At 45.4% G+C, this 13,610-nt stretch carries 14 protein-coding genes and 1 tRNA gene; 6 read left to right on the top strand and 9 right to left on the bottom strand.

Translation table 11 applies throughout. The features are described from left to right. Positions 1-10 precede the first annotated feature (10 nt). The 6 genes from EBR25_10115 (at position 11) to EBR25_10090 (ending at position 6,640) form a co-directional block, all read left to right on the top strand. Positions 11-283, top strand: coding sequence for a hypothetical protein (locus tag EBR25_10115; protein NBW41335.1), 273 nt, complete (start codon positions 11-13; stop codon positions 281-283). Position 284: 1 nt separating this feature from the next. Beyond that, positions 285-1,811 carry a hypothetical protein gene (locus EBR25_10110; GenBank protein ID NBW41334.1) on the top strand — a complete coding sequence of 509 codons (1,527 nt, stop codon included), beginning with the start codon at positions 285-287 and terminating at the stop codon, positions 1,809-1,811. After that, positions 1,808-2,536: a hypothetical protein gene (locus EBR25_10105; protein NBW41333.1), complete on the top strand. Its 729-nt coding sequence runs from the start codon at positions 1,808-1,810 to the stop codon at positions 2,534-2,536. The genes EBR25_10110 and EBR25_10105 overlap by 4 nt, the downstream gene beginning before the upstream one ends. Further along, entirely contained in the window at positions 2,533-3,774 is a 1,242-nt protein-coding gene (locus EBR25_10100; protein NBW41332.1) for a response regulator, read from the top strand. Before EBR25_10105 ends, EBR25_10100 begins: the two co-directional genes overlap by 4 nt. After that, positions 3,771-5,744: a hybrid sensor histidine kinase/response regulator gene (locus EBR25_10095; protein NBW41331.1), complete on the top strand. Its 1,974-nt coding sequence runs from the start codon at positions 3,771-3,773 to the stop codon at positions 5,742-5,744. The genes EBR25_10100 and EBR25_10095 overlap by 4 nt, the downstream gene beginning before the upstream one ends. A 74-nt stretch (positions 5,745-5,818) precedes the next feature. After that, the gene (locus EBR25_10090) at positions 5,819-6,640 is read left to right on the top strand and encodes an RMD1 family protein (protein ID NBW41330.1); all 822 of its coding nucleotides are present in this window, start codon (positions 5,819-5,821) and stop codon (positions 6,638-6,640) included. Positions 6,641-6,729: 89 nt separating this feature from the next. Here EBR25_10090 and EBR25_10085 read toward each other — a convergent pair whose 3' ends face one another. The 9 genes from EBR25_10085 to EBR25_10045 all read right to left on the bottom strand — a co-directional run bounded on the left by EBR25_10085 (position 6,730) and on the right by EBR25_10045 (position 13,610). Next, complete coding sequence (locus tag EBR25_10085; protein ID NBW41329.1) at positions 6,730-7,296, bottom strand: NADH-quinone oxidoreductase subunit B; 567 nt, start codon at positions 7,294-7,296, stop codon at positions 6,730-6,732. A gap of 138 nt (positions 7,297-7,434) precedes the next feature. Then, positions 7,435-8,286 (bottom strand): MBL fold metallo-hydrolase, encoded by an 852-nt coding sequence (locus EBR25_10080; protein ID NBW41328.1) that lies wholly within the window; start codon positions 8,284-8,286, stop codon positions 7,435-7,437. Next, positions 8,283-9,083, bottom strand: a complete 801-nt coding sequence (locus EBR25_10075; protein NBW41327.1) for a TatD family deoxyribonuclease — start codon at positions 9,081-9,083, stop codon at positions 8,283-8,285. Before EBR25_10075 ends, EBR25_10080 begins: the two co-directional genes overlap by 4 nt. Before the next feature lie 5 nt (positions 9,084-9,088). Continuing rightward, positions 9,089-10,120 carry a hypothetical protein gene (locus EBR25_10070; protein ID NBW41326.1) on the bottom strand — a complete coding sequence of 344 codons (1,032 nt, stop codon included), beginning with the start codon at positions 10,118-10,120 and terminating at the stop codon, positions 9,089-9,091. 87 nt (positions 10,121-10,207) lie between these two features. Beyond that, a complete protein-coding gene (tmk, locus tag EBR25_10065) occupies positions 10,208-10,891 on the bottom strand; it encodes a dTMP kinase (GenBank protein NBW41325.1) in 684 nt (227 codons plus the stop codon). Between the two features lie 9 nt (positions 10,892-10,900). Continuing rightward, complete coding sequence (locus EBR25_10060; GenBank protein NBW41324.1) at positions 10,901-11,296, bottom strand: response regulator; 396 nt, start codon at positions 11,294-11,296, stop codon at positions 10,901-10,903. Between the two features lie 61 nt (positions 11,297-11,357). Then, positions 11,358-12,374, bottom strand: coding sequence for a hypothetical protein (locus EBR25_10055; GenBank protein ID NBW41323.1), 1,017 nt, complete (start codon positions 12,372-12,374; stop codon positions 11,358-11,360). After that, on the bottom strand, positions 12,371-13,363 hold the full coding sequence (gene holA, locus EBR25_10050; protein NBW41322.1) for a DNA polymerase III subunit delta: 993 nt from the start codon (positions 13,361-13,363) through the stop codon (positions 12,371-12,373). The genes EBR25_10055 and holA overlap by 4 nt, the downstream gene beginning before the upstream one ends. A 179-nt stretch (positions 13,364-13,542) precedes the next feature. Beyond that, positions 13,543-13,610: transfer RNA gene (locus tag EBR25_10045), tRNA-Phe, on the bottom strand.

The following is a 13,610-nucleotide window of genomic DNA, read 5'->3' as shown; positions in this document are numbered from 1 at the left end:
TCTTTCGCAGGTGGCTATAGACATTGAGAGTCCTGCGCTGCGGCACTCATTTATTCATCTTTCCGTCGCTCAAAACCAAGGCGGTGAGCTCGTTCAGCCTCTTCGAGAGTTGAGCGACTCGACTCAACTGTATTACCAAGAAACAGTCGATGAGCAAATTGCAAAGCTTCCAGTGAAAGCAACCATACCGCTTGTTATTACGTTTGCCGGTCTGGTGATATTCTTTATGACATCCCCCTTAATTCAAATCCTAAAGCTCTCAACTGAGGAGTTCGTGAAGTAGTATGAGCCGAGACAACGATACAAGCATCAAGAAGGTGCATTTGATGAAGCAGCATCAGAGAGGAAGTGTCCTCTTGTTTATATCGGCTATTGTTATACCTTTTCTTTTTTTTACACTTAGCTTAGGTCTGGATGTGGCGATGTTTTTTCATGAGAAAAGGCGTGCACAAACCTTACTTGACCAGGCAGGATTGCATGTGCAGAGATTCTTGCCGTATGTGCCAGAAGCTCAGGCAGCTTTTGATTCTTTCATCGAAGATAAGTCCTTATTGCAGCAGGGGGTATCAACCCTCGTATATCATCCTGATGAACAGGTGTCGGATATCATCACCCTTCGATATGAACGTCCTTTTACGCCGTTTTTTGCCAATCTGATTGCCTCTAATCTTGCTATTCAGCTTGTAGCCGAGTCACAGATTCGTACCAATCCCTTCAATATCCATATAGCGGTTGATACATCCTCTTATATGGCCCCTTCTATTGACGATCCCCTAGGCTGGAGTCCCGACACTGAGGTTCCAGCTAGTTTGTTTGGACAAGGAATTCTTAACTTTGCACACGATCTTAACGGCGATCACATAGCAGAAATGGTTAATCCTTTAGTGGCATCGCAGCAATGCTTTTCTCGCCCACTACGTACCGCTAAGCGTAATGCTATTCGCCTGTATCAATACGTCTCGAGCTTTAGAGATAACATGGTAGGACTAAGTGCCTATCCGTCTGGCAGCGGTGGTTTTCTTGATATTCTTCAGCCGGTATCTTTGACGTTAATCCCTGGAACACATCCAAATCCAAATCAATTTCAACACTGGAGCGCTCCATTTGTTAGAAATGAGGACTGTGCAGCAGCGAGTGAGCAAGAAGTCATACGTGAGTCTTTTCAGGTGCCACTCGCCCATGAGTCGTTCGTTGGATTATGGAGAGCATCATCAAGTGGGGAGTACCTGATCGATCCCGCCGCTGGATGGGAAGTTAATCCGTTTTTTCAGGAGATATCAGGGGAAGTCTTGCTGTGGTCTCAAGCGGTGCGAGCGCATGCATCGGCCGATACGCCAGAGGTGATTCGCGCGATGAGTTTAAGTTTGCTGGCTCTTGATGATGCGGAATCTCGTGGAGGAGTGCGAGGCAAGGCAGTAAGACAAGCCATTGTGTTCGGGGGAGACCTGCCATGGAGTCAGGGAGAACGTTTCATGAATCATACAACGGGTATGATTTCTGACGAGGTCTCAGCTTCATTGACAAGTGTATTTCATGATATTGGAAATCTTGTCGCTACCTATGAGGACCTTAATTTTCACCTTTTCTATATAACATTTTTCCACGAGGGGCTTTCGGGAACCGCAGATCAATTTAGTACTGGTATTGATGCAGTACAGGTACTAGCCGATAGCGTTTTGAGTCAGCTTCCTGAGGATGTGCAGGAACGACTGACATTTCGTTTCATCGGCACTGGCAATTCAGAGACAGTATCCGATGAGCTGCTATCATTGATTGCGATGAATAGAAGAAGTGGGGTTATTGCGAGATGATGACTCGAGTGTTTCAAAGCCTGTCTACATGGGGACGAGGTCATCCAGATGATGGAATGGCGCTGCTTGAATTGGCCATGAGTGCGCTCGTTTTATTTCTTATCATTAGTGGAGCTGTGATTGCAGGAGAGCGGTATCGTGAATTTCATTATGCAGAGCAGATAGTAGATCGCTTTATCCATGAAGAGTCGGTGCGTCCTCTGCAACTTGTTCATCTAGGGACCTCAAGTGAGATTATTGTTGACTATTCACGCCTTGAGTCTCATCGGCAAGAAGTATTGAGCTCAATGACAGATGAACTTGTAGTATCTCAAGGAGAAGAAGATGAGATGTCTGATTTTTCAATTGAGATGGGCTATGTCGTTTTGTCTATTCAGAAAGACACTGGTGAACTGCTCGGGGTCACGGATCTTTCCTGTGAGCGATATGTCGGCCAGGGCAGCACAACAGCACAGTCGTGTCTTAGTCTTGTGACGCTTTTGTATGCAAGAGCTACTGATGTAGCTGAAAACAATCGTTCTGTGTTTGCTCTGCCGCGAGTGTATCGGATTTCTTCGGATGCGGCCGAAACAAATGAAATGAAATTTATGAGTCATGCAGTTTTGCTTGGGCTTCGTGTAGCATGGCCGATTGGTGACTTATCTTTACCGTCTGTATCGATTGAGGTTCCGCAGGAGGCATCGGCTTTCAAGATAGTGGCTTTGAGAGGAGATGTTCGTTTATGAAGTGGTTTTTACGTTGGCGCCAGAAGTCTCGGTATAGAGGGCTTGCTGTCATGTTGAGAAAGCACCTAGGGCCAGCCCTTCTTGAGCAAGTTATGGACATTACTTCCGACAGAAGAGATCTGCTTACAATAGTAGCTGAGTGCACTGAAGAAAATGAAAGGGCTTTACTTGAAAAGCTTGCTCGGAAATGGGGTTTACAAGTCGCGCCGCGTGTAATCTATACAGAAGCGGAGCACATTCCGGCTGAATATCCTCTCGAATATATGGAGCAAGAAGGGTTTATAGCGATATATCGAGATGCAGTTTTTCGAGGTGTAATTTGCTCTGATCCAAGTCGTGTTCCAGAGTTTTTTGGGGACGTGGAGCACTTTGAGCTTTTTTTGGCACCGTGGACTGAAATTGCTGATGCTTTGCATAAAAGTAAGCAACGAGTAGATGAACTCAAGGCTGAAGAAGAACGAAGTAGAGAGGAAGCGAAGCAGCAACTCGCCTTAGAGATTGTAAATGAATTAGTCGCAAGGGCAAAGAGTTATGGCTCCGGTGTTCTCGATATTCAGATGGCTTCACGTGGTCTTTCTTATGTTTTTGAACTACCGAATGGAAGAGTTGGCTCGGGTACAATTCATAAGGCTGTTTCGCCGGCGTTGCTCTTGTTGCTATCAAATTTTGCAAGACTGCCAACAAGTCGAGAATATGTAGTACATGTAGATGATTGCTTGACTCGGTATACCATCAGCTGGACAGAGCAAGAGCAAGAAAGCGTATCAACTGCTCTGGAAAAAGAGGAAGCAAAAATGAAAAAAGAGTCGATTCAACAGGACTCTTTATTGGCCACTCAATTTTCCACTTCTGTATTAATTATTGATGATAATAATGTCTTTGGTTCCGTTGTAGAGCGATTTTTGTTGCGGGAGGGATTTTCTGTACACAGGAGAGATTCGGCGAGGGATGCACTCCAAGAGCTTAGGCAGAGCTCCATTCTCCCGAGAGTCATTCTCTGTGATCTTCACATGCCAGAAATGAATGGGATGCAGTTTGTTTCTGAGGTTCAACAATTACAATTGAGTGAGCACATCTCAATTTTCATGCTCTCCTCAGATGAAGAGATTGAGAATGAAATTGAGGCAATTCAAAGAGGTGCGGTAGGATTTTTAAGAAAGACAGAAGATCCAAGAATATTGTGCGCCCATGTCAGAAGAGCAATCGGTACTGATTCTTCTTTTTCCGAGGCAGCATGATGTATATACCGAGTTTTGTATTGATTCTCATCGTATCTCTGGTGTTCGTTGCACAGGTACAGTTGATTACCCTGACAACTCTCGTCCTTCTTACAGGAGTTGTCATTTATCTATTGGTGAGGGAGGGGCGTACAAGAGAGGTTCTGCAAAGAGTAGCGCGTATTCTCTATAAGCAAAATCGATCGCTTCCAAGGGAGGAGAGGCTTTTAGAAGACCTAAAAAGTAGGCTTTGGCAGGTTGAATCAGACAGGATTCTAGGAGAAGAGTTCTCTCGTTTGGCTATGTATTTTGATGATATATTTCAAGAACTTCGAGTCCAAGGCATATCAGCCTTAAGCGGTTTGCCTGAGCGATTAAAGCATGTAACTCGAGCAGACTCAGTTGTAGTGTACTGTGAGGAGTCTTCAGCGAAGATCCATTACTTTCAAGAGCAAGCATCGAGAGTTTACGTACCGTCTCGCTGGATTATTAAAGAGCTACAGGAAAAGTTGCCTCCCTTGCAAACGCGAGAAATTTCAAATGACGAATATCCTGAAGCACAGAGATGGATAGGGAACGGCTCTTTTGTCTTCACGTATCAATCAATGGCGCCTGATGGCAACCAAACGAACGCTTGTGATGTGCCAATACTGACCGTCCTCCTCGGATATCGTTCCGACATGGCACCTCTTCCAAGAGAGCATGATATCCTTGTTGAAGTAGCACAGCATGCTGCCAGGGCATTACGAGAGTTCTTTGTTGTGTCTGCGGTTCAGACAAGAGGAGAAGAGGAAAGATTGCAGCAAGAGAAGTTCTTTGCTCATGTTTCTCATGATATTCGGACTCCGCTGAATAATATTCAGGCAATATTAGATCTGTTCTTTCTTGAAGGAGTCAGTCCGAAAAATGAAAACTTTCTTAAAGTAGCTCGTGCAAACTGTAGAAGTCTACGTGATATAGTTGAAGAGCTTCTCGAATTTACTAAAGTCAAAAATGGATATGTTGCTAGGAAAGTAGAGTCTATCGTGATCTCAGACATAGTACATGAAGTGGTATCTGAGTTTGCTTTGAGTGCCGAGAGTAAGGGATTAATGCTCGACAGCAAAATAGTCGGAACTCCAATCATTGAAGGAGATCGTAAGCAGATAAAGCGTATTCTGATGAATCTGGTGAGTAACGGATTAAAATATACTCACCAGGGAGGCGTAACCATTCGTTCATTTAATAGCGGGAATCAGGTTCAAATTGATGTTGTGGACTCTGGACAGGGAATTCCAGAGGAGCGTATGAGGGAACTTTTTGTGCCTTTTTCACGCCTTGATGCTTGTGCTACGGACGGTATTGGGCTGGGACTGGTTCTTACGCAACTTTTGGTGGAACAGAATAAAGGACAGATACGGGTATCCTCCCAGTTTGGACGAGGTTCAAAATTCTCGATGGTATTCCAAGCGAGTAGCGCGCACAGTGATGTCATGTCGAGTGCACTCCGGTCGCAAGAGGAGAGAGAGGCTGAGCTATCATTGAAGGTTCAAAAGCTGGAGTCAGAAGGAGAGAGGAAGGTACGAGTTATTCTTGTTGATGATGATGCAGATGCGAGCAGGAGCCTTGCAACATTACTCAGGCGGTTCTCTTTGGAGGTTTACGCGACCTCTACGGTTAAGGAATTGAAAGAGCTACTCGTCTTTTGGAGTCCAGAAGTTGTTGTAACTGACATTCAGATGCCAAATGGAGGAATAGAAGCTGTTAAGGCCAGTGTCTCGAATTTTAAGGAGATCGAAATCATTGCCCTTACTGGATGTGTGGATAGTGCTCGGCTCAATCAAGTGCGCGATCTTGGAGTGTCAGTTATTTTAAAGAAACCAGCTCGACCAGAAACTCTGATTGCCGCTATTCATGACGCAGCCTCCCAGGTACGAGGAAAAGGGGGTCGTGCCGAAGATTGCTTGGGTGAGCAGGGTGGATCTGAGGCTGAACATCGGCATATTGCTTGACTCTCCAACGATACCTCATTAAATCTGACATCCTAATATTGTGCGCTTATCAGTCTTTTAAAGCAGGATGTGTCATGATTGCCTCAGATAATGAGATGAATAAAGAGTCGCTATGTATAGCCAGAGCAATTGCATTTTCGAGTGAAATTATTTTCGATGATATACTAGCAATGCTCCCCTGGGCTGAGTGTGAAAGAATTGAAGCGAACTTCTTGCAGGTGACACTGGGCAGGGAAAAGAGAGTTCTCATTTTCCGTTTCCGTGGATTAGTATTCATCGGATTCACTGAGGAAGAATATCGCTCAACTATAAGTTCAATATGCGAAAAAATTACTGCCCTTGAAGGATCTTGGGAGGAGGATGAATTTACGATTCAGCGCGGAGTTGCTGAACCACAAGTTGCTTTTCACTCGCTTAGCATTCCTGAATGGGATATCGAATTTATCCATGTTCTTGGACAGGTGCTTGCGCGTTCATGTGCCCTTTCACTTGTCGAGCGTGAAGTAGATATAATGCTGACTGGTTCTGAGGCGATGACGAGTGGGCTTCAGAAAAGAGCCTCCTCTTGGTCAAATCGGAAGCAGATTATTAGTCACTTACAACGAGTACTTCGATTACGTCATAGATTAATTATTCAACTTTCCCTTTTAAGAGATCCAGACGTGGTCTGGGATAATGAAATGCTTGATCGAATCTATCGACGTCTCATGGAGAACTTTGATTTTGAAGATCGTATCGAGAGTGTCGAAAAGATGCTCGAGCTCTCCTCTGAAGTAAGTCGGCTACAACTTGAGACTATTAGCACGAAGCGTTCTGAGATGCTGGAGATTATCATCATTTTGCTTATCTTATTTGAAGTGCTACATACCCTGTTTTCATTGATCTCGAGTGGGTAGGAATAAAGGGGAACTACCAAGACCACTGGTCTGTAGAGCTGAGATTCAAGCTTTATTGTATTTGACCAGAAGTGTGCAGGTCCTGTTGCTTACACAGGTTCTGTAAGTCTGGTATCAATCTCATCCCCTAAAAGCTTTGGAAGCTCTGGATGAGGTTGCTTTCCTCCATGACTTCGGATGATGGGTTGTCGATCGGTATGAATCTTCTTCTGAAGCACCATGAGTCCATCTAAAACGGTTTCGGGTCTGGGCGGGCAGCCTGGAATATAGAGATCTACAGGAATAATCTTATCAATTCCGGCAACGGTGGTGTAATTGTCATAGAAGCCACCAGATGAAGCACAAGCACCAAAGGCTACCACATACTTCGGTTCGGCCATTTGTTCGTATACCCGAACAAGTACTGGGGCAATTTTATGAGTGATTGTTCCCACCACCATTAACAGATCTGACTGTCGTGGTGTAAATCGAGGCAGAGCAGCACCAAATCTATCCGTGTCATAGTGAGCACAGCTGACGGCCATGTACTCCATGCCGCAACAGGCTGTCACAAACGGGTATGGAAAGAGGGAATACTTTCTAAACCATCCGATAGCGCTATCAAGACGGGTATGGAAGAAACCAGACTCTTCAGCTTTTGGAGATAGTGCGTTCATTGCGCCTCTTCAGTAAATACAATTCTGTCAAATAGTATATACGACGGCAACGAGAGAGCAAACCTGACGTTTGATCTGTGTTCTGAGCGACAAATAGGGGGGGAGTACCGCCAAATTCAGGTCATAGGGAGTGCCTAACTATGCTGTTTCCCCAGAGAATTCCCGTTCTGTCTGCCGAGAAGCTACGCAGTATTGACCCTTTTCGTTCTTTCCGATGGTTGCAACGGCTGTCTCCGGATCGTGTTCGAAGACCACGAGGGCTTGCTCTTGAATAGCCTTCTCCAAGAAGGGCATTTTTTCATCAAGAAGTGTTTTTGCGCACATATCGTATCCCATGTGATACGGGAGAGGGAGATGGTGTGCCGTTGGAATAAGGTCTGAAGGATAGAGAACGGGAACATCACCGCCACGTATTTCGATATATTGAAGTCCTTGAGTGTGTCCATTGGATTGATGCACCCAGATATCTGGTAAAATTTCTTGTACTCCGTCAGTAAGACGCAGGTCAGCATTCTGTAGCAGAGAGACATGCTCTTGAAGATAGCTTGCCCGTTCACGAATATTTGGGTTAATCGCCTCTTGATAATTCTCTTTCTGCAGCCAAACTTTTGCGTTTGGATAAGAGAGTTGAAGGTTTCCATCGGTGTCGCGGTGTGTGAGACCTCCTGCATGATCAAAATGAAGATGCGTAATGATGAGGTCGGTGACTTCTTCAACTTGAAAGGACCGGTCTAAGAGGGGTGTTGGTTGAAAGTTGAATATATTTTTTTCTTTTTCCGACCATTTATTGCCACATCCAACATCGACCAGCGCGCATATCTCTTGGTTCCGAATAAGGAGGGAGCGCGTTGCTAGTGTAATCCGATGTTTCTCGTCTGGATGTGCTTTTCTCTCCCAGAGCGGGCGAGGCACAGAGCCAAACATCGCTCCTCCATCAAGTGAAAGGAATCCATGATTAAAGAGGGTGAGTTCATATCTATTCGTTTTCATTGCTTGTTAACCTCAGGTAACTTATAAAAACGCCTTGCATTTTTCGTCGTGATTTGAGCGATAGTCTCCAAGGATTCATTTTTAAGCGTAGCCAGGTGCTGAGCCGTATGCCGCACGTAAGCACTTTCGCACCGTTTCCCTCGAAAAGGAACGGGCGCCAAGTATGGTGAATCGGTTTCGAGCATAATTTGTTCAAGGGGTATTTGCGTTGCAGCCTCGTGAATCGCAAACGCTTTCGGGAATGTGAGTATCCCCGGAAAGGAGACCATGAAGTTACATTTATGCAATCGTGCGGCAAAGTCTGCACTTTCGGCGAAACAGTGAAATACCCCTCCGACTCTCTCAGCTTCCATCTCTGTAAGAACGGTAAGACATTCCTCAGCAGCATCACGAGAATGAATTATAATCGGAAGCTGTAATTCATGCGCTAGCTCTACTTGAAGTCGAAACCATCGGTACTGATCCTCCTTTGGACTCCATTCTTTAAAAAAATCGAGACCTGTTTCTCCTATCGCTCGAACTTTCGGATGTTGAGCGAGTTCTCTGAGTCGAGCAAGATCTGACGGTTGTCGTGCATCGTGGGGATGAATGCCGACTGTGCACCAAATCATATCATACTGCTCCGCGAGCTTTAGAGAGCGTTCAGCACCGAGAAATCCATCCGTTGCCCCAATGTTGATAATCGTGGAGATGTCCGCCTTTTGAGCACGCTCAATAACTTCTTCAAGATCATTCGCGAAATCTTTCCCGTCCAAATGGGCATGTGAATCAATCAGCTCAATGCGTTCTTTGTTCATAGTGCTCAACTTGGTATTAGACTTTCGAGCAGACCGTCTTGCTCGAGAATAAACTGATCTTGAAATGATTCAGCAAGATGGAGGAAGAGGTTTTGGAAGAGATAGAGAGGGGCAAAGTTTCGTTTGAGCAGATAGTATTCAAACTCCCCAAGCTCATAAATAAAATTTGCCCAGCACAGTTGTCGGGTCTGAAGCATTTCGGAACGTGCAAGGAGATGAAGACATGCAATCTTTTCTTTCAGGTTTTCACGATCTTGGGCAAATGTGCTTCCTAACCTGAGTGCTGCTGCATGATCTCCCATTGCAATAGCTTTTAGTTCATCGTGGAGAGCTGTTAGCTCCTCTCCTTGCTCTTTGATCAGGGAGTAGGAGGATATCGAGCCAGAGGCTAACTCAACGCAGCGCGCACGTACTTCCTCCCCATTCGCCTGAAGTACTTTTGCGAGTTCCTCATTCGTAAGGTGGTGAAATCCCCATCGCTGTGCGCGAGAATGGATAGTTCTCAGCATAAGATGAGGTTTGTCAGTGAGGAGAATGAAAAAAGTCCCAGGGCGTGGTTCTTCTAGTGACTTAAGGAGGGCATTTGCAGCAGCCCCCTGTAGTAAATGCGCATCATCAAAAATCAGGAAACGATAAGTGCCAGCAAATGGGCGCAGTCTGAGAGAGTTGAGAAGTTCTCTTACTGATTCGGTGGATGCAGCACTCTTATCGTCGCATGCAACTGTAATGAGATCAGGAAGATTGCCAGCATGCATAAGCTTGCAGTGATGACACATCGTACACCCTCCGAATGACGGAATCTGACGAGAGCCATCTTGGTGGTATTGGAGGCACATGAATGTCATAGCAAGACTCTTTGCCACCCGCTTTTTCCCGACACCGCTGGGGCCAGTAAAAAGAAGTGTGTGATGAATACGTTCGGATGCAATGGTCTTATGGAGTCCAGCAATAGTAGCGCTATGACCGATAATAGACGTAGCAGGATCGTGAGCGATAGGGTCTTCGTTTATCGATTTTTTCATTACACGATGATTCACAAAGAAGAGTAAAGATTATGCTATCACTCTTACCGTACCGTATCCAAATGTATTCGTGAAGTTTCTTTGAGATAAATACCCATTCTCTCAGGGAATTGAAATAGTCGAATCAACTACCTTTTGTACAAGTTCCTTTGCCTCAGCGAAAATCTCTTCTGATGATTTCATTCCATCAAGAATGGCAAAAGGTTCTGGTAGCCTCTCAGCAAGCTCCAAGAATCCCATTCGTAAGCGCTCGTGAAACTCTAGCTCCTCATCTTCGAATTTGTCCTCTTCTTCTTTATCAGCGTTTCTGCGAAGGCCTTCCTCTGGTGGGAGATCGATGAGAAGAACGAGGTCAGGCCGCTGTCCCTGGATTGCAATTTCACTGAGTTGTAAGAGTGGCTCAATGGGGAGTTCATGGCCATATCCTTGAAAGGCAACGGTAGAGTAGTAGTAGCGGTCAAGGAGGACTAAGCTGCCAGACATGAGTTGAGGCCTGATCAGTGAGCGGACATGCTCCGCTCTGTCGGCAGAGAAGAGAAGTGCCTCAGCGAGTGGGCTAATAGACATGCTTTGTTTTTCAAGAAGCAGTTTCCTGAGCGATTGTCCGAGAGGTGTTCCACCTGGTTCAAAGGAAGTGACGACTTTATGTGTCGCACTGAAGTGATTTTTAATTTTCTCTTGAAGTGTTGACTTGCCAGCACCATTAACACCTTCCAAAACGATGAGCCCCTGGCAAGCATGTGGTGTGAAAGTTTTGGTTGATACAATCAATGAAAAGGCTCTCAGAAAATTGGATTACTCAAGGAATAGCTTAAGCCCGTATTCAATCTGTTTTGCGGTATAAGGTTTTGTTATGTAGTAGTCTGCGCCGTGTTGATATCCCTCAAGAATCTCACCATCTTGGTCTTTCGCTGTAACCATAAGGACAGGGAGATCTTCAAACATCTCGAGCTTTTTAAGCTCTTCCAAGAGCTCATATCCGTTCATTACCGGCATCATGATATCAAGGAGCGCGATGTCGACGTGCTCGTCGGCAATGCCCGCAAGAGTATCTGGCCCAGAGGCGAATGCTAGGGTTTCGTATCCGAGGGCCTCCAAGATCGCGCACAGGGCCTCTCTACCATCATCATCATCTTCCACTACGAGAACGCGATATTTTTCAGCCACGAAAGTGCTCCCTCTTCCTATCATTCAACAGTTGATAATATACGTTCGCCCTCTTTATGGGAATCGTCAAGCGAAAGAGGTGGGTTTATACCCCTGAACCGTCTTTTACTTCGTTTGCAGGTGGGTCTGAGTCTTTTTCTGAAGGCTCGATCCTGAGTCCTAGCTCTTTGCTGACGGCAAGGACTGCCTCTACGTAGGGCACACTGTTGTTGTATCTTCGAACTGCTTGTCTCAGCGCATCTTCCTTCATGGTGGTCTGATGATGGGAGAGAAATCGTGCTACCGAGATAATCGCATCTGGATGTTGAAAAAGAGAGACGATGCCATCTTGGTTTCCATCAATGGCAAATCGCTCGAATGATGTCGGCAAAAACTGCGCATAACCGAAGGCACCTGCATATGAGCCCTTTATTTTTAGTGGGTCTGACTTTTTATTTCGAGCTATTCTGACTGTTGCTTCAACTTCTGGAAGAAAAAGCCTTAAGAGATAGCTTGCTCTTTCTTGCACTTGTTGAAAAGTGACCGCCTCTCCATCAGTAACGAGACGCTCATAGTTTTTTAAGATGTTAGACGGCGTAGCTGCATTAGCAAGGCGAGCGAGTTGAGGAAGGATTGAGTGATTTCCCGTAAAGTTTCCAAGATCCGTCTCAATTAGAATGATGGCAGCAATCACTTCCGGAGGGATTTGAAACTGATGATTCGCTGAATGAAAAAAAGAGGTGTATTTCTTCAAGTAACTCTGTGCCCGCTGTATTCTCTCGGGCTCTAAGAACTGTGTGTAGAGCCGCTCTGATTCTTTTGGGACAACGGCAAATGGAACAAAAGTGAATTGAGGCACTCGTTTATCAAGAAAAATTTTGGAAAGCGTTCGATGAGACATGCCTCGTTCATGCAGGTGATGAGCGATGAATCCCCAGCCACGGAATGCCATTTCATCAATAGCAGATCGTTCATCTTTCCCGCTATTTGCCAAGGCATTACGAGGTTTCAGAGAAAAGGAGTCGATTTGCAGTGTAGTCAAGAGTGAGAGACTAAGAGCGCCTAACAAGAGAATTCTCAGTATCGGCTTTTTGTTGGAGTAAGCTCTTTGGGAATGAATCATCGCCCTCCCCTTAGCAGTTGCGAAAAAACTGCTTCCATTCCAAGCGACTTTCCCTTCAATTGTGCATCGGCAGTGATAAGAGCTTTATGAAAAGCGCGGAGTCGCGACATGTTCGCTCTCTGAAGAAGTTGTATCTCTTTCTTAACAAGCCATGGCGGAGCCCCTATGATGGATGCAATTTTTGATTGTTGTATTCCCTTATTGATCAGCGCGCGAATGAGTAGTAGTCGGCTCGCAGACTTTCCCATCAAATTTAAGAGAGAGAATGCGTTTTTACCGGCATCAAGCAGGTCTCGCAAGTTATCTTCAGCTTCTTGTGGAGGCTTTGTTAGCACTTTTTCGAGTAATTGAAATTCATTTGGATCTGGATGGTAGTGAAACAGCTCTGAGAGGTCCGAAACTGTTGGAGCTTTTCCCTGCTCGCAATAGAGCTGGAGCTGATGCAGGATTTGGTTGATTCCATCAGGAGATTCTTCCGATATGCTGACCGCGAGCTGGGCGACATCCTTCCCAATCTTCATTCCAATGGACTTGGCATGTTCAATAGCCCACTGACCTAACATGGCTTCTTTCATTTCTGGGAGTTCTATCAGCGCATTCTTCTTGGCGAAATGCTTACGTAATCTACTATTCGATTTCAGTTGAGAGGCATGCAGGAGTAAAATATTAGATGGTGGAACGGGGACTTCGCTTTTCAGGAAAATATCGAGCGCGGATGTTTTTAACTTATGAGCATTCGTGAGCCGTATAAGCCTTTGAGGGGTAAAGAGGTCATTTGAGTGAAGCTCCTCGCAAAGACCAAGAATGCCTTTGTCATCGATGCTGTCACCAAAGAAATGAGAAGCATTTTCTTGCGTAAGGCTAAGGAAAGAAAGCAGCTCCCTTTCGAGGAGTTCAATGCGGATAGGATGCGAGGCGATAAGAAGATATGCAGGTTGGTTGGCATCGATATTTTGAAGTAATACTTTTATGTCAGATAGGTATGGCATAGCCCCTTAGTGTAGCCCGAGATGAGAGAAGGTGCCAGAAAATGTGGAGCATGTGTTTGCTTTTGACAGGAGCACGGATTGTTTCTGTAAGAAATCATTACGGTGAGGGAACGTTTCTGTCAGGGATCATTTCTGTGAGTGCGGGAGGGAAAGTTCTGGGCTTATCGGAAAAAGAGATGTGCCCAGGGACAGGATTGAACTGCCGACACGAAGATTTTCAGTCTTCTGCTCTACCGACTGAGCTACC

This window comes from bacterium (genome assembly GCA_009926305.1).
In the GTDB taxonomy this organism is placed as follows: Bacteria; Bdellovibrionota_C; UBA2361; order UBA2361; family RFPC01; genus RFPC01.
The sequence above is the reverse complement of the archived record's forward strand: the minus strand, read 5'-3'. Positions and strand labels throughout refer to the sequence as shown.

Coding starts and splice junctions, on each gene's coding strand:
- EBR25_10095 (NBW41331.1), top strand. CDS start 3,771: ATGATGTATATACCGAGTTTTGTATTGATTCTCATCGTATCTCTGGTG.
- EBR25_10075 (NBW41327.1), bottom strand. CDS start 9,083: ATGAACAAAGAACGCATTGAGCTGATTGATTCACATGCCCATTTGGAC.
- EBR25_10100 (NBW41332.1), top strand. CDS start 2,533: ATGAAGTGGTTTTTACGTTGGCGCCAGAAGTCTCGGTATAGAGGGCTT.
- EBR25_10055 (NBW41323.1), bottom strand. CDS start 12,374: ATGATTCATTCCCAAAGAGCTTACTCCAACAAAAAGCCGATACTGAGA.
- holA (NBW41322.1), bottom strand. CDS start 13,363: ATGCCATACCTATCTGACATAAAAGTATTACTTCAAAATATCGATGCC.
- EBR25_10110 (NBW41334.1), top strand. CDS start 285: ATGAGCCGAGACAACGATACAAGCATCAAGAAGGTGCATTTGATGAAG.
- EBR25_10085 (NBW41329.1), bottom strand. CDS start 7,296: ATGAACGCACTATCTCCAAAAGCTGAAGAGTCTGGTTTCTTCCATACC.
- EBR25_10090 (NBW41330.1), top strand. CDS start 5,819: ATGATTGCCTCAGATAATGAGATGAATAAAGAGTCGCTATGTATAGCC.
- EBR25_10105 (NBW41333.1), top strand. CDS start 1,808: ATGATGACTCGAGTGTTTCAAAGCCTGTCTACATGGGGACGAGGTCAT.
- EBR25_10060 (NBW41324.1), bottom strand. CDS start 11,296: ATGATAGGAAGAGGGAGCACTTTCGTGGCTGAAAAATATCGCGTTCTC.
- EBR25_10080 (NBW41328.1), bottom strand. CDS start 8,286: ATGAAAACGAATAGATATGAACTCACCCTCTTTAATCATGGATTCCTT.